Genomic DNA, 22,665 nt, shown 5'->3' with positions numbered 1-22,665 from the left:
ATGAAATAATATTAAAGCAATGAGGGGGGCATTGTTGGCCTGTAATTTGCATGCTCTTGTCACCGATTTCCCATGGGATGATTGCTATGTATATAAAAAGCCATAAACTCCCCCATACTCTCTTGATGGCTCGAGCCACAATGAAGGTCATGGAGCAACAAAAAACGCCGTCTGACACCAGCAATAGAAATGTTACTCAAGCGTTACTTGAACACGCTTTGTATCAGAATCGCCAACCACTTACTTACGAGTATCTCAAAAGAGGGCTACCTAGAGATAATTATGTAGATAATCAAGGCCTTACAACTAAGATAGCTTCACAAAATCTAGTGGATAAATACCTAGGCTTTGACCGTAGTCGATACAATGATCTTGTCAAAAAAATAGATGCAATGGAAATAAAATCAAAGTCAATCACAACTGATGATTCAATTAAATTGAAAGATTATAAGCAACAAAGAGATTTAGTGCTCAAAAAGGCTATTGACAATTTAATTGGGTAATTTTTGCCGTCTACAGTGCCATTTTTTTGCCATCGATGGTACAGGCATTCAGTTGGCCCCTTACAGTCGTCAAAACTCATCACCCCGCAGTGAACTCTTAGGAAAGGTGCGACAAGCCTTTGTATAAGCTCATGCTCTCTACTTGAACTATACCTTCAATCGGTTTAAATGGTATTTTTCGATAAAGACGGCAATTTACGGCATATTTCATCGTTACGCTGACTGAGGGTGTAGGTAACATCGCTATTGCTTTCCAAATCGCAGCAATCCAAGTGAAGCCAACCGAGGGGACTCTGATTAGCAGGTCAGCACGCATGTGCAAGGCGTGTTACTCCATCACCAACTGCTTTCAATACAACAAGTATCAGATTTATCGTAGCGCTCTCACCTTCTGGGTTGATACCGCCGTAATGAACTGTTGGTTGCACCATGACCATCATGAGCAACGGGGCCTCAGCCAGCTCTACACTGACCAAACTATCTGCACACTCAAGGATATGCCCAGCCTCACTCTACAAGCTACCCAGGGACTATTCGGTTCATTATTTGGGCTGATGGATGTGCCAAGGTGTGTACCAGACTATAGCATTGTCAGCAAGTGCGTTCGCACAGAGAAAGTCGCGTCGATGCCGACGAGGCGTCGGACCGTCACGCCGACGCCACCGTCGGCAAATTTCACGCAAAATCCCCAGTAAATCCACCGCCCCCTCCCCCGGCAGCTCACCCTGCCATCTCTGTCAGAAATGGCTCCTTTGGGTATCCCATGTTTTGAATGAAACCCAAAGTATGGCAGACTGCCTGCTCACAAAAACCTTTGCGTTTAAAAGGAGTTGTTTGCATGGCAACCAAGAGTATTGGCGAGCTGACCCAGGATGAGTTCTTGAGAATACTAGGCCCCGACCAAGGCAGTTCTAGGGATGGCAGCCGTGTAAGGTGAGCCCCTCCCCTGAATTATTGCTGCGTCCCATTACGCTGAACATACTCATTTACCAGAGCCTCAGCCCCTTTGTACATAAGCGACTCACTTTTATTTCTAAACCATTTAAAAAGAAAATCAAATATAGGTGGACTTTTTTTCCTGTGGTCAAAAATTTGGTCTTGTAATGCTCTGCACTTAGCCTTTATCGACGCTAAATCTTTACCATCTAATGCATCAGACCATATCTTTTCAGAAAACCCTTTCAGTTTTTCAAGCCTACTCGCTGCATCACCATGCTCCATCATTTGGCGATAACCAAAGATGTACGTAGAGGCAAGTGGTGCGACAATATAGGCTAAAAATTCAAACATATCTTTCTTCGTATAAATACCGTATCCAATTACACCCAGTGCAATAAGAACAAGCATTATACGGACTGCCAAGCAGTATCGCAGTCGCATTCTGGCATCCCAATATATATTGGCTCGCTGGCAAATAATCACCCCAAAAATATTTGGAACTTTATCTATCACAGTCGGATACCACTTTTTTAGGGCTGTAATACGCTCGGCGTCTAACCCATGTTTTTTAGCTTCTTCATAAACTAACTCATACTCTGGTCTTTTCCCGACTGCGATTTCATTCCACTCCAACTCAAATAGTTTAGTATCAAAGACCTCCTGAATCCTTGCTGCATTATCTCTCAGTTTTTTTACCCAAGGGGTAAACACAAAGAGATCAAACACAACAACTAAAAGCCCCCAAATCGCCACATACCCTTTAAACTCAGGCTTAAGCATTACGATTGCCGCAGCACAAATAGCAATTGGAAAGCTGAGGAGCATTTGAATCCCAATGATGTTTTTTGCTCTTGAATAGATATTCTTCTGCGCAGCGAGAAGCTCTATGCTGCCCGACGCTTCTTGTTCTTTAAGTATATTCATAGATAGTACGAAGGAAATTTACCGTTATAGACCATACTCCACCAATCAAACGCAGCTTTGGTGTCACCATTTGCCTCCGCTATACGGGCTTTATCCGCACGAGTAACCGCAGTTCTGAGTTTAGACAAGGCATCATCTTTTAGTGCATCTGAGTTACATGGGTTGATATAGCCAGCAAAACCCATAGGATCTTGCATTGAAGCTAAATCACTATCTAGCAACAACTTAAGTATATTTTTTACATCGATGTCATAGATAATTACAGATTCACTGCTTGCATACTTAGCCACTCTCATTTCTAAATAAAAAGATTTAATCGGAACACTCAAGTAATATTTCCATGCTTTAATGAATCTAATTAGCCTCTTTACCCTACCATTATGCTTTGCATCCACCTCAGCCACATACTGATTATGAGCATCTGGGCTAATTTGCATCCACCCACCATTACCATCTGCAATTTCATAAACTTTAAACCCGCGTTCTTCCTTAATATAGTCTGCGATAACTACTTCTGTATCTTCAGACTTATAAGTTCCAAAAGGACATACTACAGCAGGAGTGCTTACTTTCACCCCTGTACGTGGAAATCTGGTGTCCAGAGCATCTCTGACTATCGCAAGAGACCTTGTTGAAGATTGCTTTAGTGACGTGGTTGGTAGGCAAGCCAGGTAATCTACATCACTATAACTATTAATGTTTGTTCCATTACCAAAAGAACCTATACGAACAAACCTATTAAGGCCAAAGTTGCTTTTTAAGCAAGCTTCTATAGAAGCTCGATGAGATTTAGCTGCTGCAGTTTCGACGGCTGAAGTTTTCAACTTATTGTGAAAGTCTTCAAACCCTTGTTCAAGGGTACGAGGCATAATATGTTCATCCCAATAAAATATAAAATAAGCGCACCTGAGCATTTTTAACATATAGATACTAAATCATCAATAGCATTTGTTTAAATACTTAAAAACAAGTGTGTTTTTATTTTTTACATACTTCATTCTATAGATACCGTTTTAGTTGCATTTTAAAATACATATTAAACCCATGTTCATCCCGAACATCAGGCTCTGAGCTAACCGCTCAGGGCCTTTTTCATATCCACGATCCAAAGGACAGAACATGTTTATCCACCAAATTTTGCGCAAGCAAGTCGCCGCTGTCAGCATCAAGCCTATGAGAGACGGCAGTGTCGATTTCACGGTCAAGGGCAGTACAAAGGGAGCAGTCAAAGGCGCTATCACCGGAGCGGGTATCGGTGCCAAAGGCGGTATCCCAGGAGCCGTCGCGGGCACCATCATCGGCGGCACTATCGGCTATATCACTGGGCAAGCGGACTGAGGGAGATAGCCATGGATGAGTTCATTCAAGAAGGGAAATACGCATCCCACGAAACGCTCAAGGGGTATGCCTACAGTTGGCAGACGCTGAGCTTGCTGATGCAGGAGGTCATTACAAACGGTATGTATGTTCCTGAGTTCCTGCCAGATGAAAATCAGCCTGTACTGCTGGTCGTGATCAAAGAGGCGACTGTCCTCAAGGCCAAGTCCCTGCACAGCGAAGCGCCTGAAGTATTGATCTCGATAGCTTCCCACACAGGCGAGTCAGTCAGAGATGACGACAACGGTTACTACGCTGACAACTGGCGGTTAGCTGCGGGAACTATCAAGCGGCTCGACTGTGCCGAAGATGCCGTGTTCTGGCTGCCTCTCCCCGCTGTCGAAGCATGGGAGCCATATCGCTTCTCGGGCTACGGCACACCGTTCGATGCCTTGTCTGCGCCACTCCCTGTATTCCAGCATCTGGCCTTCGTTCTCAAGCCAGATCAAACCTCGCCAGATTTGGGCACCACTATCTACTTGAAATCCACTATCTAACGATCTCGAAGGACCCTAAGCATGAATACCAAAACAGATAAGCAAGCAGCCAAACAGCAAGTAAATACGACTGCCACAGCCAAGTTTGATGGCATACAAGCATCACCAGCCAAAGTAGTCTTGGTCAGTGGCGTAGCCACCCTGCTCTCGCCAGGCTCAACTACCACCGTGGGCTATGAGATTGGCCATGAACCCGAACAGTCTGAACTGTTGATCCGTCTGACAGGCAGCAGCGGCGGTGGCCTGTGCTCAAAGGAGTGGTTCGGTCTGGCTCAAGTCATCGATCTGCTCAACGAGCAACAGCCTGACAAGCCATTTACCTCGGGGTTATTCAAGGTGATCTGGAACTTCAAGGGCAGCAGCAATAACGCAGGGTTCCTGGCTGCTGTACTGCGCCATCTGGAGTTGACCAAGGCCGCACCTGAAGTACGGTTCGGCCATCTGATCACAGGCAAGCATACCGAGTGGTTTGATAGCCTCAAGGCCAAACTCCCAGCAGAGACCAACGCAGCCCAGTAACCCGTTCAAGCCTCCCTAACTCTCCCCCACCCCTTTTACTCAATCTCAACGAGAACCAAGATATGAAACCGACCCTCGTTATCACGGGCTTGCCTGTGAGGATAAGTCACGACCTGAAAACGCTACTGGAGCAGGCCATCAGCTCAGCGTTGAAGGATTTCCCTGATGAGATCCCGGATGGCACAACACCAGCAGCCCTGACCCTCAACTACCGAGATCCTGACTACAGCGCAACAACTGGAGGCTATCACCCTGTCGAGATCCGTCTTGAACGCTGGGATGACGGCTGGCATCTGCGCTACGTCACCGACTTTGCCTATGTGGGCCAAGGCTGGTGCACCGAGTTGGCCAAGGAGTTGGATTTCGATTTCAGCATGGGTGAGTACACCCATTCGTTGATGGGGAAAATGTCACTGGCAGAGGTACATGAGTGGTTTGAGCTCTGGCAGCTTAACTTTTGCTGCTATGCCCAGATGGGCGTATTCACCCTGACGGTGACACCAGACTGAACCCGTTCAGGCAAAAAGCTGAAAAAGTCGCGTCGGTGGCGACGGAGCGTCGGGAACCGTTTAGGTCAATTCGCCAGCTCGCCGCCACCGACAGCAAATTTCTACGTTTGGCGAATTTTCCCGCCCAGAAGACCGGATATCGACCGGAAGTAGGCCAAGCCCTGTTCCACCTCTGGCCAGAGACCAGCATTAGGCTCAGCCAATCCCCAATCTCATCCCGACAGCACAAGGAATTGACATCCCTGTGCTGTTTTTTCTTGGACAGACCAGCCCTACCCCACTTATCAAATGACAGGAGACAGACGATGGCAAATGCTCCCTCCCGATTTCGCTTCACTCAAAAAGCCATTGAGGCGCTACCACCGAACCCGCCCCATGCCAGATCAACTGAAGCCGAATACAGCGACACCCAGATCCCAGGCTTTAAATGTCTGGTGGGCAAAGGGGAAGGTTCCAAGAAATTCCTGCTGCGTTATCTCTGGCAAGGACGTAAACGGGCTATATCCATAGGCCGCTTCCCCGGTGTTGACCTGAACACAGCCAGAGAGATCGCCACAGACTATAAACGTCTGCTTTCGCAAGGCATCGACCCCAAGCAACAGAAGGAAGATAAACGGCAGGAACTCACCCTGACCGAGCTGTTTGAGCAGCATTACTTCCCCTATGCCATGCACCACAAACGATCATGGCGGGATGATGCACAACGCTTTCGTGACCACCTAAAGCCAGCCTTGGGATCACGGTTACTGTCAGAGATAAAGCTTGAGCAAGGCCAGGCTCTACAGACCAACTTGCTGGGCAAGGTAAAGCCAGCCACCAACAACCGGATCACCACTTTGCTTAAAGCGATCCTGACTTGGAGCGTTCGAATGGGTTATCTGGAACAACACCCAATGAGACATCTCAAGACCCTGACCGAGAACAACCAACGTACCCGCTATCTGGACAAAGGGGAGATCAGACGGCTGTTTATGGCTGCGGATATCGATGAAAACCGTTATGCCGGTCAGTACGTCAAACTGCTGTTGCTGACAGGGTTGCGTAAGGATGAGTTGAGGCTGGCCAAGTGGGAACACATCGATCAATCCCAGCTGACCCTGTTCATCCCCCACACCAAGAATGGGAAAAGCCGGATCCTCCACCTCAACCATATGGCCATGCAGATCCTCAAGGAGACCTACCCCATTGAAGGAAATCCCTATCTGTTTCCCGGACAGAAACAGGGCCAGCCGCTGAACAACGTCACCAGACCATTTAACCGGATGCTCAAACGAGCGAGGATTGAAGGGCCAGTCTGTATCCATACCTGCCGCCACTCAGTCGCAGCCTTGATAGTCTCCAGTGGCGGAACCTTGTATGACGTGCAAGCCCAGTTAGGTCATGCCAGCAGCCAGACCAGCCAACGATATGCACACCTGCACGCCAGCAGGCTGAGGCACACCAGTACCCAAGTGGCCAACTGTGTGGAACAGGCGTTGATACCTAGCAACACAGCCCACTCAGCCCTACCCCAACTCAGCCAAAACGGAGGAATTTAGGAAAAAAATGCCGACGGTCGTGACGAGCTGACGGACAAACTCGACGCCTCGACGCGACCGTCGGCATAGTGTCAAAACGCTTCATGCAACAAGAAAAACCACCAGTTGAGTTACCCTAATCGACGAAAAATCCCTTGATTTATAACACCATACTTAGGTAAGGTCTCACACGTAGACGTTTTATATGATTTGAGTAGTGGCGTTTACAGGCACTTGCCGTCCCTTCTAGATCGCGCTTAGCGTTGTAGGGACTCCAGTGTTGCACCGTACATCAAAAATCAACCTTTTGATTAACCTATTTTGCTTTGCGGCAAAGGTTTGTGCAGCTCTGGATGATACCCGATGACCTACAGACGTAACGCAGTTCCCCATCCCCTAGATTTACCGTCAACTCAATCAGACATCTGCGATAGTACCGTGGTGCCAGCACATTCATCCATGTGCTTTCCAGTTACCCCTGCAGTAGATAACAACTCGCCCGCCGCTATATCAACTCTGCTTATCCAAAATCCTGCACGTCGTGAAAATTCCGGCTCGACACGCCCTGTCGGGCGCTTACGCGACACTAGGACACCTTTGACAACGATGCTTCCTTGGATGGCAGAACACGACACCCTAGCCCAACGCCTCGGCGTGATCCTGACCAAGCTCAATAACGGGCAACAACTGGTGATCTCCGAACTGGCCACCGAGTTCAACGTCTCGGCTCGCACTATCCAGCGAGACCTGAACGTCAGACTGGCTTACCTGCCACTGGAACGTGACGGACAAACCTATTGGCTTGACCCTAGCTATCTAGGGAGAACCACCACTCCCGCCATTTTGAGACTGTGTGAGCAACTGGGGGCCAAAGCTTTGTTCCCGGATGATCACGATACCCTGATCAAACACTGGCTCAACCCAGCATCGACACCTGTATTCGTCCTTTCCGGCTTTCAACTCGATGAGGACGACAGTCATCACCAATGGCTAAAGCCACTTGCCAAGGCAATCAGCCAACAGCTCAAAGTCAGGCTGTCATGGGTCGGTGAGCAAGCAGAGCAAGAGATTGAGCCATACCGCTTGGTCAATAAGCGGGGCCGCTGGTACTTGGCAGGGGTGATGGCTGATACGCCATTTATCGAGCCTTTGTCGAGTATTGCCAGCCTCCAGCAGATAGAAACGCCAGCAGCGATCAGCGAATTACAGCAGCAACTTCTTCAACACCTCATCGAGCAAGAGGCCATCCCCACTCATGAAGTCGTGATCAAGGCAGCTTCGCCTATCGCCCACGAATTCAAGCTCAGGAACATCCTCCCCGAGCAGGCACTGATCCGAGAGCTGGACGATGGCAGCGTCTTGCTGGCAAGCAGGGTTTTCGATGGGGCCCAGCTGCTACCCGTGATCAAAACGTACCTGCCGCACCTTGAAGTGATCAGTCCTGCGGGGATCCAAGCGTTGGTCAAACGTGACCTCAAGACCCTGCTTAGCCGGATGTAAGCCAAATTTTCACGCCACTAATTTCAACCCCCGACACCACCTGTCGGGGCAAATCACCACTATCTGTAGTTCAACCAACAAGGAGCAAAAACATGGGATCTCCCACGATAACCAAGCTATCTGATCTCGTTCTAAGCAGTCATGCCGACTATGAGGTTGTCTTCGAGCACGTAGCCGCTCACCTGCAAGCAGAAGGTGGCACTATCAAGGTTGCTGACCGAGCCAAGGGGACACTGGAAGCATCCTGGAAGTACGGTATCAATCCATTCGGATTGCGCGTGACAGTCCATTTCAGTTCACCAGAAGAAGGGATTGTTGAGCTATCGCTGACAGGCTCCTTCGTTGATGCGATCGACACATGGGGCACAGCCAAGAAGAAGGCCAAAGCGATCGCTGAGGTGCTTCCCTCACCTATCGATGTAGCCGCGTGGCCTATCCGTGAGCAGGCGTCGGTTCCAGCTCCACCTCAACCAGCACCAGCGGGAGGCACAGTTCACCATAGAGGTAAGCGAAAGGTCTTGATGGCCCTGTTGGTCTTCTTTGGTGGTGGAGTTGGCCTGCACAAGTTCTATGCCGGTAACTGGGGCTGGGGTCTGATCTATCTGGCCGCTTGCACCACAGGGATCCCGGTTCTGCTCTCTCTGGTCGAGTTCATCAAGGTGCTTTGTCTGTCCCAAGAAGAATTCGACAAGCGTTACAACTATCAGGCCGTGAGGGCATTTCAATGGGTATGGTAAGGGTAAAGGTAAAGAAGCTCGTTCTGGCGGCCAGCGTTTCACTGCTGATGGCACCAGCGGCTCAAGCCGGATTGCTCAGTAAATGGGACGAACTGACCGTGAAAGGCGGAGAACTGGAAAGCTGTCCAGGCGTGACCTTGGAGCAGCAGGCCGATAGCTTCTTTAAGGATCCCGAGTGGTCGGCAGGCAAAGCCGCTGATGGCCGCAAGCTTGTCAACGTGAGTGGCACGTTCACATATGGAGATAGACCTGTCCGTGGCCTGCTCCAGATGTGGGTTCAAGGTGAAGAGTTCAGCGTGGAAGCGCTGGAGATAAACGGCCAGCCACAACCGGATGCCATGATAGATGCCCTGCTGGAAAAGATGTGTGAGGCGGCACAAAGCCAACAACCCAAAGGGGTGCCCGAGAAGACCCAAGCCCGTACAGATTTACCATTTGTAGGCAAGCGGCGTTTCAACTTCTCGGGCGGTAGCGGTACAGCTGAGTTCATCACGATCCAGAGCAACGGGCATACCGTTGTGGAGAGTTGCGGCTCGGAATGCAGCATTGATTTTGAGGGGCCATTCACTAACCCGCTCAAGACGCAGTATGGGGTCTATCGAGTCGAGGCCAAGCGGATTTTCGAGCTCGATGAGAAGGGCCAGGGCAAGACCTGCCAGAAGGAGCTGGGAGACCCAAGAGATACAAAGTGCGGTGTAGAGCTGTATGTGGCTCAGTAAGAAGACCTGGCGGGAGCAATCCCGCCTTACTTTTTTCTGAGGGCATAGGGCTTCCGTTACGTGGGATGCGCGGGGCCAATGCGCATGAAACTGCCTCTCCAGCATGGGTAACGACCAGAGGCCCGCCGCACCGCCAGACGATGACAAGGGTTAGACAGAAAATATGGGCTCTGTAAGCCAAACATATTTATAACAAGCAGCCCGGAGGGAGTGCCCCCACTCCAGCCAACAAGACAAGCTCGACTCAGAGACGCCGAGGAAAAAACCAAGTAAGAGACCAAGACAGCCAGGCCACCAGAGAAGCCAGCGGACAACGCTCATAGAGAAGGCTGGACAGGAGAAGTTTCCCTTCCCATCTGCTCCACATTTTTCAAGCTGAAGCCGGATCATGGGGGTTGAGCCCCAGATGAGGGCGGGTGGGGCTCACCCTCATCCCCAACGGGTATAACACACCACCCCACGGGCCCATGCCCCGCATGGACTCCCGAAATTCACATCGGCGCGTTTTCGGATTTTCGCGCAGTCTAACCGCCATTTTCAGCACCGTTTGTAGCCCTTTCACATCTCGGGTGGGCCAAGGAAATCATCAGCAGAGGGATGGCGAGTTGAACTCATTGTTTGCGTTTTCACAACGGCGGACAGGCGCCTTTATCTATACCAACGGGCCTACCGACGCCGTTATTGGAGTAATGACGCTGGGAGGCAAATCTAGTACTAACGCGACGGCGCAGATTCGGGGGATACGCGCAAGGTGAAAACTCGGGAAAGCCAAGCATATCAAGGGATAGTAGAGCGGGGTAATAACGTCGTTGGGGATGGAGAGCGGATCACACGCCCATCGAAGCGCTCTCCATCCCCTGCCATGTTGCCCATGCGGTTATCTGGAGTGTTTGCTCGCCGATGGGACATCAGTTGATGCCACAGTGAGTGCCAAGATGGTTATCTGAGGTTTGAACATCCCGCTCGCGCAGCCTCCAAGATCCATGAGTCGCTCATGATAGGGACGGTGCGGTGGATCTGCACCATCCCCAACAGCACTACTACACCATGGCAGCAGTTCTTATCAGGCGCGGTTTCCCCAGTTTGAGTCGTGCGCGTGGTGGTGGGTTTTGCGCCAAGAGTTTGTCCATGGCCCCCATCCCTTGTTGATATTTTTTTCTGGTACGTTCTTGACATGGCATTCGACTATCCATTAGATTCGCCACCGTAGCCGCTTACATAAGCAATACCGGCTATAAAGCGCCACTAAAGCCCCTCTTTTGCATTCCTGCACAGGGCCTTCGTGTGTCGCATAACTTTACATTTCTGTTAAAGGCTTGTTGGTCATTTGCTGATGACCTAACAAGGAACCGGATACATGTCTCACGTTTAATCCAGAACGGGGGACACATGTAAAGTTGCGACACAATGGAGGAACCATGACTAAAAACGCAGCTCGAAATACCAGCACTCGTCTGGTGAAAAAAACTGAACCAGCTTGTACTCTAACCGCCATCATTGGCCGAAACCTCGTCAATTTGGCGCACATTGCCTATACCAAACGCTACCAACCGTTGAATGAGTCTTTGGATCGGATGACTCCCGATGCTATTTCACGGTTGGGCGTTGGGATCAACAGCCTTGAGCGGCAAATAGCTTTCGATGCCGCCGCTGAACCCGAGAAGCAAGTGCAGCTTCTTAAGGATGTTCGTGATGCGTTGGCGAATGCCGGTCTTCTTGAAAAATACTTTATGTTAGAAGATGGGACCATTGTGCTACCGGAGTTGGTCAAGTCTGCTGACTACGGTGATATGGGCAATGGGCCCGTGGTTCGCTTATATGCTGATGGTATCGAGAAACCGATATTGACATGCCTCTGCTCCTCTGAAGCTGCATGTGTCCAGTTGTTGACCGAGCTTTCTAATCGCCTGAACGGGTCATCTACTCAATAACCTCGCGCAACCTAACCCCGCCCTGCATGCAGGGCGGGGTTCTTTTTTGTCTGGAGATAATTTCATGTTTGAATTTAAGAAGGCAGAAATCGGGGTTATAGAAGAAGATCAGCCTGAGCCCCCCCACCTTAAGTTTGCGATAAAGAAAGTCTCGTTTGACCCAAAACAGCCGCCTATCTCGCTAGCTGATGGCTTCCCAATCTGGATCGGTTGCGATGCCGAATGGAGGTGGTTGGGTACTGGTAATAAAGTTCTGTCTTACCAATCTTTTGCGATCAACCATGATAACGCGGTGTTTAGCAAAGTTTATTACCCTGATGAGGGCAAGCGCTTCTCCTTTGAAGCGTTCATTTCGCAAGTGGTTGAGGACTGCCGTGCAGCTGGCTTAATCAAAAAGTGGCCACGAACGATAGTCGTCGTAGCTCACTTTCTGCGTGCCGACCTCAGTACGTTCAAAGACTTCTGGCACATGAAGACTCGCCTGGATGGTCAGGGTGGGAGCGTAGTCGGACAAATTATTACCGATAGTGGCTATGGCGTTGATGAAACCGCTGAACGCAAGCGCCGTGCTCCGTTAAAACCCATCACACTACGCGATCGCAATCGCAAACCCCAGAAATCGATAATCCAATTCGTCGATACCCTCTTTTTATCCCCCAACAAATCGCCGTTGTCAGCGCTGGGCTCAATGCTCGGCTTGCCCAAGGTGGAGATCCCCGAGGGTTACAGCATCGAGCGTATGGATGAGCTCTTGGCTGGCGATCCGGAGGCGTTTGAACGGTATGCCCTGCGCGATGCCGAGATTGCTGTGAAATATGCCCTGAAAGTTCGCGATTTTCTCGGTGGGCAGTTCGGTTTGCAGAAGCTTCCTAGGTCTTTGGGGGCTGTCGGTGTTTCTGTATTTCGGCGACTACTCAAAGACGCTGACATCGACTACATGACGGCTTTCGGGCTAGAGCTCGCCAAGATTGAGCGCTGGAATACCGGAAAAGGCAAAGTCACGACAAAGGCGGTGACACGTCCGTCTCCTGCTCGTGGCCTGTATGAAGATCTTGCTATCCGCAGCTACCACGGTGGCAGGAATGAGTCATTCATGATAGGCCCTACCAAGATAGGGGATTGGTATGACTGGGACCTGAAGGGCGCTTATACCACGGGGCTTTGTGACCTGTTGGTGCCTGACTACGCCAACATGCATACGAGCTCTGACCCTCAAGATTTTATCGGTCACGTCATGGGCTTCGCCTACATTGAGTTCACTTTCCCTGCTGGCACTAGCTTTCCCTGTTTTCCAGTTAGATCCGCGCAATATGGGCTGCGCTTTCCTTTATCAGGATTGGCGTATGTCACAGCGCCAGAAATCGAATTGGCTCTCTCCATGGGCGCCACCATCCATATAAAACACGGTGTCATTGTGCCTTGGCTATCGGGTAGTGAGCCCCTGTTCGAAGAATTCACGCGGATGATCCAGCGGTTACGTCAGGAATACCCCAAAAAGAGCCTCGAAGAGGTGATGGTCAAGGAAATCGGTAACTCGCTCTACGGGAAGCTGGCCCAGGGGCTTCGCGATAAGACTGCGTTCGATACTGCTACCGGTAAGAATAATAAGATCGGCCCCTCGGCTGTGACCAATCCATACATGGCGGCTCATACAACGGGCCTGATCCGGGCGGTGTGCGGTGAGCTTCTTCACCGGATCCCCTTACATCGCACGGTGGTATCGGTCACTACCGATGGTTTCCTCACTGATGCCCCTTTGGAGGAGCTCGACCAGACTGGGCCTCTGTGTCGTCGTTATCAGGCGCTGTGTCAGCAGTTGCATGGTGATGAGAGTGGCGAACCCGTGCCGATGGTGGAACTGAAGCACCATGCTCGCCAGATTGTGTCTATCAAAACGCGGGGGCAGTGTACCGCTGTCATTGGTGATACTCCCCCTGTGCTAGCTAAAGCTGGCGTTAAGTGTGCGGGAACGACGGAGGAGCAGAACGCATGGATCCTGAGGCTCTACCTTGACCGAGAGCCGGGACAGAAGATCGACGCCAGTCACCTGATCTCGCTTCGGGAGCAGTGGCTAACGGAAAGCGACCTAATCGAAATAAAGAAGCAGAGCAGGCTGTCCTACGAGTTCGACCAGAAAAGGCAGTTGGTTAATCCCCAGATAGTAGAAGTGGCCGGTGGGTCGCATATTGCTTGCGATACGGTGCCTTGGGGCGATGCTGGCATGGCGGATCATTGCCGTGCCCGTTTCGAGGGTTGGCGAGAGGACAACTGCCTCAAGACCATGGAGGACTGGGCCAGTTGGGAGGACTACTACGAATCTGCGCTGGCCCTGCAAGGTTCCAAGATGCGGGTCCGCGAGGATGGCTCGCTGGGCATCTTGACCCGCATTCTGACCCGCTCACTGGTGCGGAAGGCTTGGTTCGACCACTCGATGACTTACGGCGAGATTTCGGCGTTGCTGACGTCGGTGGGCTTGCCTGTAACCATCGACACCTGCAAGAACAGCAAGCGGGCCGCTCTGCCGGAGAATGTCGTGCCTGTTACTGGCGAGGTGCTGCGGGTGCTGGCTCTGCTGCTACGACAAGTCCCTGAATACCCCCTTGAGCCCTTATTCAAGCCTGAGCGCCTTGATGAGGTTAAACGTCGTTTGAATACTATGGAGATGTCAAATGAATGAACACCGGTATGGCCGCCAAATTCTTGCGGAAATGCAGTGTCTCTACCTGCACATGAAGGCGGGTAAACCCAAATATGGTCGTGACGGGCTGTATAGCTTGATTTCCGAGCATGTGCCCACTGTGGCACGTACGTGTCGATTCCGAGCTGAGTTATCGTCGTTAATTCTGCAGGATACGAGTTGGGGGCGACGAGTATTCATTCACCGGGTCTTTGAGTTAATCCGTCGAGAATTTGGTATTGAAGTCCCGAATGACCCTGATTATGTGCCGAAAGCGGCTAAAGCCGATGCTATGGCCGAAGCTGTTGAGGCCCAAATCGCCCTAGTTGAGATGTATGAGGATGATTTGCGGCTTGAGAGGGCTCGGATGGAAGCCGAACATCGACCGTGGGATGATGACTAACCGATGTCATATGACAACGCCGCCGTTCATCATGGCGGCGTTTTTATTTAATAGCGAGACTCACTCTCCCCCATTCGACCTGCTAAGGCTGCTCTTGGCGTGTTCCCTAAAGCTCATTGGATCAACAATATCTATCTCTTGAAGCAACAATTCTCCGGATGATATCCGGTCAGACAGGATGACAGATGGCTACAAAATCTCGACGGACGTGACGGCTCGGCGGTTATCCCAATCCGTTGATAAATGAATGAAGTCCAGTAGGAAGGTGCAGAAATGGCAAGCTGAGCTCAATTTTTAGACGAAACAAGTAAAAACTTACTTCTGCATGTCTTTCTGATTGACTTTTATTAGATAGATTACTATTATCCGCCCCGTCTTAACGAGACAGGCAATTCCTCCTTAGTTCAGTCGGTAGAACGGCGAACATCCAATCCGTAGATAACGGGTTAAAGTCCTTGGGAGGAGCCACTTTTCCCTCGTAGTTCAGTCGGTAGAACGGCGGACTGTTAATCCGTATGTCACAGGTTCAAGTCCTGTCGAGGGAGCCAAATACTGTTCCGAGAAGGAACGAGAAAGACCAGAAACCCGCATTCCGAAAGGCTTGCGGGTTTTTTGTTGTCCGAAATAGTTCGGCGAAGTTCGCCAAGAACCGGGGTCATTGGTACCATGAATGGTACCAGCGAACACCAACGCCAATTTTCATTGGCGCTTCTCGTTGTATTAGTGTCATGGTTGATGCTGGTACCACGAGCACAACTCGTGGTACCAAAACAAGGCAAACATAGTCAACGCTGGTACCAAGTCAGTCATCATCAAGGAGGATAATGAGATGGCTAAAGATCTGCTGAGCGACAGCAAAATCAAGGCGGCAAAGCCCAAAGAAAAGGACTACACCCTGTCAGATGGTGAAGGGCTACAATTGCGAGTCTCTGTGCAAGGTTCCAAACTTTGGGTGTTCAAGTACTATCGGCCCGCAGATAAAACTCGGACCAATATGAGCTTCGGCTCTTATCCCGAAGTTCCCCTCGCCAAGGCTCGAGAACTAAGGCAAGGCGCCCGCAGCCTTCTAGCTCAAGGCATCGATCCGAAAGCTCACCGAGATGAACAAGCTCAGGCTGCGGCTGACCAACAGGCAGCAAACTCAGCAACCTTCGAGCGTATGGCGGCTAAGTGGCTCGAACTCAAAAGTCATTCTGTTACCCCTCGCTATGCGTCTCATGCCTGGCGAACTCTGCAACTTAATATCCTTCCCCACATTGGTTCACTACCCATCGATCAGATCCGGGCACCACAAGTTATTGAGTTGCTTCGTCCGCTCGAAGCGCAGGGCAAGTACGAAACAGTGCACCGTCTGTGCCAACGAGTTAATGAAATTCTCGACTACTGCGTAAACCACGGTCTGCTTAATGCGAACCCATGTACTGCCATACACAAAGTATTCAAGAAGCCCGCTGGGCAACACATGCCAACCATCAAGCCATCCGAACTACCTCAGCTCATGGCTGATATAGCTAATGGCAGCTTGAGTAATACGACGCGTGGTCAGATCGAATGGAGTCTTCATACGCTGGTACGCCCGAGTGAATCGGCCGGTACTCGCTGGGATGAGATCGATTTTGACGGCAAGGTATGGAACATTCCGGCCGACAGGATGAAGATGTCTCGTCCGCACCGAGTCCCGCTAACGGATCAAGCTATAGCTCTTCTTGAGTTCATGAAGCCCATTAGTGGACATCGTCCATTTGTATTCCCCGGGGATCGAGACCCTCTTGGCCACATCAACCCACAAACTGCAAATGCGGCACTTAAGCGGCTTGGGTATGGGGGACGTCTAGTTGCACATGGCCTACGCTCTCTTGGGAGTACCATTCTGAACGAGCACGGCTTCAACCCCGATGCCATCGAAGCCGCCTTGTCGCATGCTGACGAGAACGAGGTTCGCCGCGCTTATAACCGCTCAGATTACTTTGACCAAAGGGTGACGATGATGAAGTGGTGGAGTGAGCATATAGAGCAGGCAAGTCATGGCCATGTGCCCCTCTCCTCTGTCAAAAAGACCGTGAGTCTTGTACACCGCTAACCCCGTTCTTCCCCCTACCTTCCAATGCCAGTCATCAACTTGACTGGCATTTTTTATTCCCCCCTTTATGACTGAGCATCTTGCTGGATGCCTTCTTGTTGGCTTCGTCAATGCATTCCAAAAACAAATAAAATATCACCATTCAATGAAAATAATTCATATAAAAGTGGTGTTCTAGTAGGACGATAGCATTTGCGGGTCGGTGGTTTACTGAGCGCACTGTACGGCCCCGGACCATGCCGTACCTTGACGAACCGCTACGCAAGGAGCTCAGTATGAAAACTAAAAGCACTCGTTCGACTCATATCAAAGAGGCCGAGCACCTCCACGCAGCCCCACATGCCAAGCCGCTCTCATCCACTGAACCCTCCTTTCGCTTCTTGGATATCAAAGAAGTGCTGGCTTTAATCCCTGTCAGCAAGACAACGTGGTATGACGGTATTCGGAAGGGAATCTACCCGAAAAAGTGCAGCCTCGGTGGTCGCCGCGTCGCTTGGCGCAGCTGTGATATCGAGGACTTGATGCAGAAGTTGGTCGGGGGATGTAACCATGACCACCGCCCTCTCCTTGGAGGACTCAATGATTGCCATGGGCGTGAAGCCATCACGCTCATTGAGCCCTACTCCTGGTCAGGTCCTCCGCTTTCATATTCAAGGGGACCGCCCAGGTACACGCAATGGTTGGTTGATCACCGACGAGTTGGGTAATCACGCCGCATTTGGCTCGTGGAAGACGGGAATAAAGTGCGTATGGCGGCCAATCGGACCCGCAATACCAAGCTATATACGTGCCCAACTCACTCAGCAGGCAAAAGCTGCTGAGGCAAATCGGCTTGCCGAGGCCCAAGCAAAGGCGCTCAAGGAAGCCAAAGAGATCTGGGGGGCAGCCGAGCCCCCATACCAACACGCTTACCTTGCACGCAAACAAATCTCAGGGATCGGTGCTCGTCAGTTTGGTAACCGGTTGATAGTACCGGTCTTCAATGCACGCTCCCAGTTGTTGAGCTTGCAAGACATTGATGAAAGCGGGAATAAGCGCTTCCATCGGGGTTTGTCACTCAAGGGCGGGTTCTTACTCCTTGGCCCTTCACCCAAGTCCGACGCCCCCGTATTGCTTTGCGAAGGCTATGCAACCGGGGCCACGCTGTTTGAGAACCTCGGCATACCGGTCGCCATTGCATTTTCTGCCGGTAACCTGCTCGAGGTCGGCCGTATCATTCGCACGCTCTATAGCAGCAGCAAGCTGTGGGTGTGTGCAGACAACGATCATGCCACTGCTGGCAACCCCGGACTAACCAAAGCACGTGCAGCAGCTTATCAACTGCACGGCCGCTTGATTGTGCCACCGACCATCCCCGGCATAACCGACTTCAATGACCTCTTCTGCCTTAACGGCAAAGCCGCACTGCTCGCGTGTGTTGAGGCCGCTCCTCCAGCCCATTAAATCCGGTGTCACGGCGTCACTGTGTCACAAACACCAACGAGACCGGATCGTTCAACCAACTTTATACAAAGGTATATTCCATGAATACAAGACGTTACGAGCTGAAGGTTGAGCCCTTCCAGTTAGGCCCCATTGAGTTTCAAGATGGACTCTACTGTGTCACCACTGACAAAGGTCAAGACGATGTTTGGAGCAGGATTGGTGCTCCACTCTGGGTAATCGCCAGCGGGAGCGACACTGCAGGTCTAGGCTGGGGCATACAGGTCAACTGGTATAGCCCGGATGGCCGGCCGCAGGAGGCGTTTATTCGAGATGTTCACCTGCTATCTGACGGACGCGAAGCGTTGATGAAGCTGATGGACGGGGGCTATCGCTTCAACTTGGGTATGAAGAGACAGCTGATTGACTATCTCAACTCGAAGCCCACTGACAACACCCGCATTCGGCATGACCGGCTAGGCTGGATCCCGGATACCCACATCTTCATGTTTGGAGATGGGGCTGTGGGATATGCCAATGCGGTCAAGTATATCTATACCGGTCATACCCCAATACAATCCGACGTGGCAGGCACCTTAGACGAATGGCGTGATGAAGTTGCGGCGCTGTGCCTTGGCAACAGCCGCTTGCTATTAAGTACCTCGCTTGCTTTCGCTGGCCCCTTGCTGCGCTTGACCAATCAGAGCAGCTTTGGCGTCCATCTGGTGGGGCCATCCTCAATCGGCAAGAGCACCGCCATGCTGGTTGCAGCCAGTGTGCTCGGCAAGCCTGCCAACAAGATCCAGACATGGAATGCCACCAAGGTGGGATTGGAAACCACCGCGGACTTGTGCAACGACAGCACCCTCTTTCTGGACGAGATCGGGCAGGCAGACCCTCATGTTCTGGGCGACACCATCTACATGCTGGCCAACGGTGAAGGACGAGCTCGTGCCAATGCCGATCTGTCGCGCCGTGCCAAACTACAATGGCGAACAACCTTCCTCAGCAACGGGGAAGTTGACTTGGAGCACAGCCTCGCCTCGGTCGGTAAGCGTCACAAAGCTGGCCATGATGTCCGCATGATCAATATTGAGGCCGATACCGACCGCCATGGCATCTTCGAAGAGTTGCATGGCCATCCGAGTGGAGCCTCCCTCTCCAAGACCCTCGCAGAACGTACTACCCGGTATCATGGCGTTGCCTTCCGCTCTTTTGTTGAAGAGCTGACCTTGGACATCGATGGTGCTCAGGCATTCGTTGACGAGCATCGCGCTGACATGATGCGACGGCTTGGAGCCAAAGAGTGTGATGGCCAAGTGCAAAGGGTGGCCGATGCATTCGGATTGATATCGGCTGCAGGTGAGTTGGCCAACCGCTTCGGGATCACAGGTTGGCCTGCGGGTAGTGTAGCAGCCGTTGTCGAGCAACTATTCCGCAAGTGGCTCGCAAGGCGTGGTACAAGCGGCTCCCTTGAAGAAGCAAACATTATCGAGCAGTTGGTCGAGCTACTCGAACGCCGCAGAGGGCAGTTCCTTGCCGATGGGCCGAATGTCACGAAGCAGGGAGAGACTTACGGCTACACGACCTCTCTCGAACTGCACCTCTATGTGGATGGGTTTAAACAAACCTTCATCGGTTTTAACGCCAACTATGTCCATAAGGTGTTGCGTAAACACGGCATCCTCACACATGGCACCGGCCGCGACCTGCCCCGACACAAGAAATCCAGGGTGTATCAATTGTCGTTGGACAAGATAGCGGACGCCCACGACAGGCTGTTGTCGGAACAAGGAGGAGAGTAAACAACAGGGGCCGCAGAACGCGGCCCCTTTTCTTGTTTGTGGTTAGTGCAGAGGTGATTGTGGTTCGTCAGCCCCCTCCTCTTCAAGCCAATGCTGCCGCTTGTGTGTCAGTTGAGCGACCAGCTCTTCCTGCGACCATACCCTCTCTCGCAGGTCGGTCTCGACTCGCCCTCGCAGTTGCCCAAAGAAATGTTCATCCGCGATGGCCATCAGATAGGCCAGCTCCAACACCTCATCACCGTTGAGCGAGACACGACGAGCCTTTCGCTTGGCACTCACGCTCACCTTCTCTTCCCGCTGGGTGTGGCTAACATGGAGCCCAAGGAGAGATGGGTTCAGACCGGAGATGATGCGCTCGCTCAATCCCCACTTGATGCTATCCATCAACGGCTTGCCCAGAATGCCCCCTGTTGCCACCGTCAGTGACGCGACAAACAGGCTGAAGTCCAACAACTCCTCCTTGGTCAGCTGACCGTTATCCAGCATCCGCTGGATCGACCGACCCGACTTGCCAAAGAGTCGCTCTATGAGATCGAGATTCACTTTCATGATGGTGTCCTTTGGTTTTGGCACTATTGCCGCCCCAAGATTTAAGTCCCCCTTTAGGGGGACAAATGGCCACCAAATGCAATTGATATTTATTCCCATCAAATTGGGTGTAACTTCATAAGTTCATGAAAGATATTGGGCCACAGGTCGATTGATACTGCCCTGCTCGACGAGATCTCGAACGCACTTCCCCTCCCCTAGGTCATGCCAAAGATGGGGTTCGTTTCCTATTATAGGAAACGAACATTCGAGCAATTTCAATTGGTTACCATACCTAGCAGCGGTCATAACAGCACACTCACCCGCAGAGGATGAGTCGAGGGTGAGTGTGGCTATCGGTTGCACAAGGGAGAAAAACCGGTACCGACGGGGTGGTGGGGGTGGGTCAAATCAAGATGGGGGGGCGGGAGGTGTCCCCGCCGCCGCGCATGTGGAATGAGTCACCGAGACCCGTCTACATTCGCAGCATTTTTTCAAAACATGACTGCTGTGATCAAATTAACAAAATCACAAAAATCAGGTCAGCTTCCTTTGCATCCAATATGGTGCTGTACACGCTTAATCGTTGAGTACCACCTGATTGAGATACGCCATGTCACGCCCAAGACCCCTGCTCAAGCTAACCCAAGTAGAATTATTGGCACTCTACCCCACTATCAAGTCCGACTTCCTACGCCTCACCGAGTTTGTCTATGAACTTCAGTTCCGCTCGACGATGGACAAACCATTCAAAGCCCAGGCATTGGAGCAGCTACTCAAGCTACAGGCAAAAATCAACCAACCAGAACCGGCCACGCTCCCCCAGCCCTCCACTACATTACCGCCACCTGCGCCCGACTTTTTGTTCCCCAGCACCAACATCGCCTCCACCCGCAAGAAGTTGATGGGTAGTCGTTTTGCTGGCAAGAGCTGGTACGAAGTCGGCCTACTCAAAGTCAGCGGCTACAGTGTCGGCATCACGGAAGGCAAGAGCACCAAAGAACGCCGCAGCATCCTCAACTGGATTTTCTTGCAAGATGAGTTACATGACATAGACGATCCCGCTTATGCCTCCGAATGGGGTGAGCCCAAATCAACAACCCGCCTGCAAAAAATGGCCAACTCCCTTGCGTCGTTTGCCCGCAATGCACAACGCAGTCCACACGACACCAGCGTGGCAGTGAAAGAGTGGAAAGAGGATTTAGACTACCTCTATCACACCTTCTACCAGCAGTGGCACCGCTTCCCCTGGCCTGATATTGAAACCTGAGTCCACCAGGGGCGCGGGTATAGCACTACCTCGCCACCGGCAGGTCCTCCCAGCGGGTGGTGTAGCAGGGGCTCAGGTGCTCTTGTCGCATCATCCACTCAGGAGACCCCGCGCCTTGGCTGGCAAAGCCTACGCGCCCCAATCCCTTGGCTTTGATCTGGTCCATCACTGCCATCAGCGCATCTGATTGAGCGGAGGACGGGGCAAACAGGTCGGCCTGTTGCTGCCCCTTGGGGGTGAACTCACTCAGCATGACTCCCCCCTTCTGATAACGGTAACCGTCGCGCCAAATCTGCGGTAGCAGCACGTTCACTTGCTGCAGCAGCAACCGGGTATCATCGCTAGGGCAGACCAGCCGGACGCCAGCCTGCTCACTGTAGTAAGGCGCTCGTTCATCAAAGGGGCTGGTTCGCACGAACAGGTGCACCCGCTGGCAACACATCCCCTCGGCCCGCAGCTTCTCGGCTGCGCGAGCCATAAAGCCTGACAACGCTTGGGCCATTTCTCCACGGTCAGTCACGCGCTCACCAAAGGAACGGCTCGAGAGGATCTGCTGCTTCGCCGTCGGTTTAACGGTCAGCTCTGCACAAGGCAGGCCACGCAGCTCCTGTACGATCCGCTCGACCACCACGCCGTATTGGGCGCGTAACCCTTTGGCATCGCTAGCCACCAGGTCAGCCACGGTGTTGATGCCTTGTGCCACCAACTTGGCTCCCAAGCGCCGTCCTATGCCCCACACCTCGTCCACCGGGGTGATAGCCATCAGCCGGGCACGGCGCAGCTCGTCACGCAAGTCCACGACGCCGCC

General features: G+C 51.8%; 21 protein-coding genes, 2 tRNA genes and 1 pseudogene. 20 read left to right on the top strand and 4 right to left on the bottom strand.

What is annotated here, in order from left to right:
* The first annotated feature begins 149 nt into the window (after positions 1 to 149).
* Both AB5Y76_RS15405 and AB5Y76_RS15400 read left to right on the top strand, forming a co-directional pair.
* Positions 150 to 503, top strand: a complete 354-nt coding sequence (locus AB5Y76_RS15405) for a hypothetical protein (protein ID WP_146045101.1) — start codon at positions 150 to 152, stop codon at positions 501 to 503.
* Between the two features lie 314 nt (positions 504 to 817).
* Positions 818 to 1,126, top strand: a pseudogene (locus AB5Y76_RS15400) (transposase); the annotation flags it as partial.
* Positions 1,127 to 1,454: 328 nt separating this feature from the next.
* Here AB5Y76_RS15400 and AB5Y76_RS15395 read toward each other — a convergent pair.
* Together AB5Y76_RS15395 and AB5Y76_RS15390 are read right to left on the bottom strand one after the other, a co-directional pair.
* Positions 1,455 to 2,366, bottom strand: coding sequence for an S-4TM family putative pore-forming effector (locus tag AB5Y76_RS15395; RefSeq protein WP_167568035.1), 912 nt, complete (start codon positions 2,364 to 2,366; stop codon positions 1,455 to 1,457).
* Entirely contained in the window at positions 2,363 to 3,289 is a 927-nt protein-coding gene (locus AB5Y76_RS15390) for a hypothetical protein (RefSeq protein WP_205759430.1), read from the bottom strand. Before AB5Y76_RS15390 ends, AB5Y76_RS15395 begins: the two co-directional genes overlap by 4 nt.
* Before the next feature lie 196 nt (positions 3,290 to 3,485).
* On the opposite strand from AB5Y76_RS15390, the gene AB5Y76_RS15385 reads away from it, so the two are divergent.
* The 17 genes from AB5Y76_RS15385 to AB5Y76_RS15305 all read left to right on the top strand — a co-directional run bounded on the left by AB5Y76_RS15385 (position 3,486) and on the right by AB5Y76_RS15305 (position 20,059).
* Entirely contained in the window at positions 3,486 to 3,704 is a 219-nt protein-coding gene (locus AB5Y76_RS15385) for a hypothetical protein (protein ID WP_167568034.1), read from the top strand.
* An 11-nt stretch (positions 3,705 to 3,715) separates the two neighbouring features.
* Positions 3,716 to 4,240, top strand: a complete 525-nt coding sequence (locus AB5Y76_RS15380) for a hypothetical protein (RefSeq protein ID WP_167568033.1) — start codon at positions 3,716 to 3,718, stop codon at positions 4,238 to 4,240.
* 21 nt (positions 4,241 to 4,261) lie between these two features.
* Entirely contained in the window at positions 4,262 to 4,759 is a 498-nt protein-coding gene (locus tag AB5Y76_RS15375) for a hypothetical protein (protein WP_167568032.1), read from the top strand.
* A 62-nt stretch (positions 4,760 to 4,821) separates the two neighbouring features.
* Positions 4,822 to 5,268, top strand: a complete 447-nt coding sequence (locus AB5Y76_RS15370) for a DUF2787 domain-containing protein (RefSeq protein WP_167568031.1) — start codon at positions 4,822 to 4,824, stop codon at positions 5,266 to 5,268.
* A 305-nt stretch (positions 5,269 to 5,573) separates the two neighbouring features.
* Positions 5,574 to 6,806: a tyrosine-type recombinase/integrase gene (locus AB5Y76_RS15365; protein ID WP_368177752.1), complete on the top strand. Its 1,233-nt coding sequence runs from the start codon at positions 5,574 to 5,576 to the stop codon at positions 6,804 to 6,806.
* A 597-nt stretch (positions 6,807 to 7,403) separates the two neighbouring features.
* The gene (locus AB5Y76_RS15360) at positions 7,404 to 8,285 is read left to right on the top strand and encodes a helix-turn-helix transcriptional regulator (protein WP_368177751.1); all 882 of its coding nucleotides are present in this window, start codon (positions 7,404 to 7,406) and stop codon (positions 8,283 to 8,285) included.
* A 92-nt stretch (positions 8,286 to 8,377) separates the two neighbouring features.
* Positions 8,378 to 9,022, top strand: coding sequence for a TM2 domain-containing protein (locus tag AB5Y76_RS15355; RefSeq protein ID WP_368177750.1), 645 nt, complete (start codon positions 8,378 to 8,380; stop codon positions 9,020 to 9,022).
* Positions 9,010 to 9,741 carry a hypothetical protein gene (locus tag AB5Y76_RS15350; RefSeq protein WP_263717051.1) on the top strand — a complete coding sequence of 244 codons (732 nt, stop codon included), beginning with the start codon at positions 9,010 to 9,012 and terminating at the stop codon, positions 9,739 to 9,741. The genes AB5Y76_RS15355 and AB5Y76_RS15350 overlap by 13 nt, the downstream gene beginning before the upstream one ends.
* A gap of 1,418 nt (positions 9,742 to 11,159) precedes the next feature.
* On the top strand, positions 11,160 to 11,672 hold the full coding sequence (locus tag AB5Y76_RS15345; protein WP_041205484.1) for a hypothetical protein: 513 nt from the start codon (positions 11,160 to 11,162) through the stop codon (positions 11,670 to 11,672).
* Positions 11,673 to 11,736: 64 nt separating this feature from the next.
* Positions 11,737 to 14,349, top strand: coding sequence for a DNA polymerase (locus tag AB5Y76_RS15340; protein WP_263717050.1), 2,613 nt, complete (start codon positions 11,737 to 11,739; stop codon positions 14,347 to 14,349).
* Positions 14,342 to 14,752: a hypothetical protein gene (locus AB5Y76_RS15335; protein ID WP_219305241.1), complete on the top strand. Its 411-nt coding sequence runs from the start codon at positions 14,342 to 14,344 to the stop codon at positions 14,750 to 14,752. Before AB5Y76_RS15340 ends, AB5Y76_RS15335 begins: the two co-directional genes overlap by 8 nt.
* Before the next feature lie 393 nt (positions 14,753 to 15,145).
* A tRNA-Gly gene (locus AB5Y76_RS15330) sits at positions 15,146 to 15,220 on the top strand.
* Between the two features lie 4 nt (positions 15,221 to 15,224).
* Positions 15,225 to 15,300: transfer RNA gene (locus AB5Y76_RS15325), tRNA-Asn, on the top strand.
* Between the two features lie 281 nt (positions 15,301 to 15,581).
* Positions 15,582 to 16,832 (top strand): integrase domain-containing protein, encoded by a 1,251-nt coding sequence (locus tag AB5Y76_RS15320; RefSeq protein WP_005361190.1) that lies wholly within the window; start codon positions 15,582 to 15,584, stop codon positions 16,830 to 16,832.
* A gap of 236 nt (positions 16,833 to 17,068) precedes the next feature.
* Positions 17,069 to 17,539: an AlpA family phage regulatory protein gene (locus AB5Y76_RS15315; protein WP_318528146.1), complete on the top strand. Its 471-nt coding sequence runs from the start codon at positions 17,069 to 17,071 to the stop codon at positions 17,537 to 17,539.
* Complete coding sequence (locus tag AB5Y76_RS15310) at positions 17,421 to 18,275, top strand: toprim domain-containing protein (RefSeq protein WP_263717273.1); 855 nt, start codon at positions 17,421 to 17,423, stop codon at positions 18,273 to 18,275. Before AB5Y76_RS15315 ends, AB5Y76_RS15310 begins: the two co-directional genes overlap by 119 nt.
* A gap of 80 nt (positions 18,276 to 18,355) precedes the next feature.
* Positions 18,356 to 20,059 (top strand): DUF927 domain-containing protein, encoded by a 1,704-nt coding sequence (locus tag AB5Y76_RS15305; protein WP_216951742.1) that lies wholly within the window; start codon positions 18,356 to 18,358, stop codon positions 20,057 to 20,059.
* A gap of 42 nt (positions 20,060 to 20,101) precedes the next feature.
* Here AB5Y76_RS15305 and AB5Y76_RS15300 read toward each other — a convergent pair whose 3' ends face one another.
* A complete protein-coding gene (locus AB5Y76_RS15300) occupies positions 20,102 to 20,608 on the bottom strand; it encodes a hypothetical protein (protein ID WP_263717048.1) in 507 nt (168 codons plus the stop codon).
* 592 nt (positions 20,609 to 21,200) lie between these two features.
* Between AB5Y76_RS15300 and AB5Y76_RS15295 the strand changes: the two genes are divergently transcribed.
* Entirely contained in the window at positions 21,201 to 21,857 is a 657-nt protein-coding gene (locus AB5Y76_RS15295; RefSeq protein WP_263717047.1) for a hypothetical protein, read from the top strand.
* A gap of 25 nt (positions 21,858 to 21,882) precedes the next feature.
* On the opposite strand, the gene AB5Y76_RS15290 is transcribed toward AB5Y76_RS15295, so the two are convergent.
* On the bottom strand, positions 21,883 to 22,665 hold a 783-nt coding region (locus AB5Y76_RS15290), incomplete at its 5' end, for a DUF4113 domain-containing protein (RefSeq protein ID WP_368177749.1).

The sequence above is a fragment of the Aeromonas sp. R1-2 genome (assembly GCF_040908505.1).
Classification (GTDB): Bacteria; Pseudomonadota; Gammaproteobacteria; order Enterobacterales; family Aeromonadaceae; genus Aeromonas; species Aeromonas veronii.
This window is presented reverse-complemented; position numbering and strand designations above follow the sequence as displayed.